The 3,556-nt window shown below is 70.3% G+C and carries 5 protein-coding genes; all 5 read right to left on the reverse strand.

Annotated features, from left to right (window positions below):
* On the reverse strand, window positions 1-501 hold a 501-nt coding region (locus tag GKQ77_RS29835), incomplete at its 3' end, for a TerD family protein (RefSeq protein WP_219692234.1).
* 79 nt (window positions 502-580) lie between these two features.
* Window positions 581-802 (reverse strand): hypothetical protein, encoded by a 222-nt coding sequence (locus GKQ77_RS29840; RefSeq protein WP_219692235.1) that lies wholly within the window; start codon window positions 800-802, stop codon window positions 581-583.
* Window positions 803-844: 42 nt separating this feature from the next.
* Window positions 845-1,834 carry a zinc-dependent alcohol dehydrogenase family protein gene (locus tag GKQ77_RS29845; RefSeq protein ID WP_219692236.1) on the reverse strand — a complete coding sequence of 330 codons (990 nt, stop codon included), beginning with the start codon at window positions 1,832-1,834 and terminating at the stop codon, window positions 845-847.
* Window positions 1,831-2,661, reverse strand: coding sequence for a carbohydrate ABC transporter permease (locus GKQ77_RS29850; RefSeq protein ID WP_219692237.1), 831 nt, complete (start codon window positions 2,659-2,661; stop codon window positions 1,831-1,833). The genes GKQ77_RS29845 and GKQ77_RS29850 overlap by 4 nt, the downstream gene beginning before the upstream one ends.
* On the reverse strand, window positions 2,658-3,556 hold an 899-nt coding region (locus GKQ77_RS29855; protein ID WP_219692238.1), incomplete at its 5' end, for a carbohydrate ABC transporter permease. The genes GKQ77_RS29850 and GKQ77_RS29855, both read right to left, overlap by 4 nt.

Consider the following 3,556-nt stretch of genomic DNA (forward strand, 5'->3'; position numbering starts at 1 on the left):
CTCCTCGACCGAGACGCCGAAGTCCGTCGCGATGCCCGCGAGGCCGTTCGAGTACCCCTGGCCGACCGCGCGGGCCTTCCACGCGCCGTTGCGCAGATAGATCTCGACGATCACCAGGGCCGTCTCGGCGCCGAGCTGCGGCGGGGTGAAGGTGGCGAGGACGGAGCCGTCGTCCGCGTTGCGGATGGTGGCGGTGGGCTCGATGCCCTGGAAGCTCTGGCCCGCCGCGTCCGGGCTCGCGGTGACGACGATCTTCTCGATGCCGGGCGGCACGGCCGCCGTGTCCACGGTGATCTTGTCGGGGGTGGTGCCACCGCCCGACTGGTAGGTCACACCGGGCCCCGAGGGCTGGTTGAAGAAGATGAAGTCGTCGTCGGAGCGCACCTTGCCGTCGGCGGTGAGCAGCAGGCCCGATACGTCGAGCCGCACGGGGGCGGCGACGTCCACCGCCACGCGGGCGGCGGTCAGCGGGATGTTCGAGCCGGGGGTCATAGCTGTCATGCCAGGGGTAACGAACGACCCCGCTTTGCCGTTCCCTTACCCACGGAAGGTTTTTCCCGGCACTCGCGGAAAAGGCTTCTCAGCCCCGATTCCGCGGATGGACCCGCGCCGCCCTTTCGTTGCCGCGCTTGTAATTGCCGGTCCAGCGGGCCATCACCAGCTGGGCGTCCCCGCTCCCGGCCTCCGCGAGGAACTGCTCGGCACGGGCGCCGCGCAGCGTCCCGGCGGCGCGTGCGCCATGGGTGATGACGACCGTGCCGTCGGCGTGGCGTTCGTAACGGAATCCATGAGGTCTCGGCATGGCCGCGAGCGTATGCCCCGGCCACACCTCACCGGTACCGGATTACGGCACGACGACGATCTTTCGGCCCAGCCCTGCGGCGAACTGGTCGAGTGCCCGGGGATAGTCCGCCAGCGGCAGCCGGTCGCTGATGAACACCTCCGGGTCGAGGACCCCCGCCGCGAACAGCTCGGCCGCCCGTTCGTAGCTGTGCAGGACCGCCATCGACCCGGTGATGGTGATCTCCTGGTTGTAGATCCGGTACGGGTCGATGGTGACGCGCGTGGCGTAGTCGGCGACACCGAACTGGAGGAACGTGCCGGCCTTGCCGACCCGGTCGAGGCCGTCCTGGATGGCTGCCGCGTTGCCCGTCGCGTCGATCACCACGTCCCAGCCCTGGGGGCGGTCAAGCTCGTCGGCACCGGCCGCCGACGCCGAGGCCCCGAGCCGCGCCGCCGTCGCCAGCCGCCCCGGGTTGACGTCGACCACGTCGACACTGGCCGCGCCGGTCCGCTTGGCCAGCTCCAGCATCATCAGGCCCATCGTCCCCGAGCCGTAGATCAGCACGTGCGCCCCGAGCCGTGACCGGAGCACGTCGTAGCCGCGCACCGCGCAGGACAGCGGCTCGATGAGGGCGGCGTCCTGGGTGCGTACATGGTCGGGCAGCCGTACGCAGTTGGCGGCGGGGGCGAGCGCGTACTGGGCGGCGCCGCCCGCCGTGGTCACGCCGATCGCGGCCCACCGCTCGCACAGATTGCCCCGCCCGGCCCGGCACTGGCGGCACTCGTGGCAGTGCAGCGAGGGATCGACCGCGACCCGGTCGCCGAGGGCGAGTCCGGTGACGTCGCGGCCGCGTGCGACGACGGTACCGGCGAACTCGTGGCCGGGCACCACCGGCAGCGTCGGCGCGAACTCCCCCTGCCGGATGTGCAGATCGGTGCCGCACAGCCCGCACGCGGCGACCTCCACGACGACCTCGCGGGGCCCCGGCGTCGGGTCGGGCACCTCGCCGACGACGACCTTGCCCACGGACTCGACGATCGCGGCCTTCATTTCACGGCTCCCAACGACAGGCCCTGGACCAGTTTGTCCTGGGCGGCGAACCCCGCGGCGAGCACCGGCAGGGAGATCACGAGCGACGCGGTGCACACCTTCGCGAGGAACAGGCCCTGGCTGGTGATGAAGCCGGTCAGAAAGACGGGCGCGGTCTGGGCGACGACACCGGTGAGCACCCGCGCGAAGAGCAGTTCGTTCCAGCTGAAGATGAAGCAGATCAGCGAGGTCGCGGCGATGCCGGGCAGCGCGATGGGCGCCACCACGCGCGCGAGGATGGTCGGCAGCCGCGCCCCGTCGATCCGCGCGGCCTCGATGACCGCCTTCGGTACCTCGGCGAGGAAGGACTGCATCATCCACACCGCGATCGGCAGGTTCATCGAGGTGTAGAGGATGACGAGCAGCCAGATGTTGTCCAGCAGGCCGGTGTTCCTGGCGAAGAGGTAGAGCGGCAGCAGGCCCGCCACGACCGGCAGCATCTTCGTCGACAGGAAGAAGAAGAGCACGTCCGTCCACTTCTTCACGGGCCTGATGGACAGGGCGTACGCGGCGGGCAGAGCCAGCACGAGCACGCAGAGCGTCGAGACGACCGAGGCCACGGTGGAGTTGACGAGCGACGGCCAGGGGCTCGCGCCGCCGCCCGCCCCGAAGAAGTCGCGGTAGCCGTCGAGGGTGAGCGAGGCGGCGAGCGAGGGCGGGTTGGTGGCGGCGTCCTCCTCCGAGTGGAAGGAGGTCAGCGCCATCCAGGCGATGGGCAGGAAGAACAGGATCCCGGCGAGCCACGCGGTCAGACCGAGCCCGACACCCTTGACGCGTACGTTCCTCATGAGCGGGACGCCTCCTCACGGAACAGGGACGAGACGACCCGCAGCGCGAAGGTCGCGATGATGAGCGAGCCGATGACGACGAGGACGCCGGCCGCGGAGGCCAGGCCGTTCTCGTGCGCCTGGTAGAAGCTCTGGTAGACGGTGTAGGGGAGGTTCGCGGTGCCGAGACCGCCCGAGGTGAGGGTGAAGACGGCGTCGAAGTTCTGCACGATGTAGATCGAGCCGAGCAGGGCGCCCAGTTCGAGGTAGCGGCGCAGGTGCGGCAGAGTCAGATGGCGGAAGACCTGCCAGTCGCTCGCGCCGTCCATGCGGGCCGCCTCGATCAGCTCGGTGTCACGGCTCTGGAGCCCCGCGAGCAGGATCAGCATCATGAAGGGCGTCCACTGCCACACCAGCGAGACCTCGATGGCGAGGAGCGGGGTGCTGGAGATCCAGTCGGGCTGCGCCGCGGAGTCCCCGCCCACCCAGTGCAGGAGGCCGTTGAAGAGGCCGTACTCGGGGTTGTAGAGCACGTGTTTCCACAGCAGTGCGGCGGCCACCGGAACCAGCAGGAACGGCGCGATGAGCAGCGTGCGCACGAGCCCGCGCCCCTTGAACCTCCGGTCGAGGAGCAGCGCGAGGCCGAGCCCGATGGCCAGGCTCGCCAGGACCACGGACGCCGTGAGCAGGATCGTGGTCAGGACCGACTTGCGCAGGTCGGGGTCGGTGAGGACCTCGGAGTAGTTGGCGAACCCGGCGAAGCCGCGGGCGTCCGGGTAGAGGGCGTTCCAGTCGAAGAAGGAGATCACCAGGGTCGCCACGAACGGCAGCTGGGTCACGGCGACCATGAAGACGAGGGCGGGGAGCAGGGGCGCCCTGGTGGCCCAGGCGCGCAGCCGTCCGGGGGTGCCGGGGG

The organism is Streptomyces anatolicus (assembly GCF_019400875.1).
Lineage (GTDB): Bacteria > Actinomycetota > Actinomycetes > Streptomycetales > Streptomycetaceae > Streptomyces > Streptomyces anatolicus.

Bases quoted from the DNA above. Each gene is read 5' to 3' on its own strand.
- GKQ77_RS29840 (WP_219692235.1), bottom strand. From the start codon at position 802: ATGCCGAGACCTCATGGATTCCGTTACGAACGCCACGCCGACGGCACG.
- GKQ77_RS29845 (WP_219692236.1), bottom strand. From the start codon at position 1,834: ATGAAGGCCGCGATCGTCGAGTCCGTGGGCAAGGTCGTCGTCGGCGAG.
- GKQ77_RS29850 (WP_219692237.1), bottom strand. From the start codon at position 2,661: ATGAGGAACGTACGCGTCAAGGGTGTCGGGCTCGGTCTGACCGCGTGG.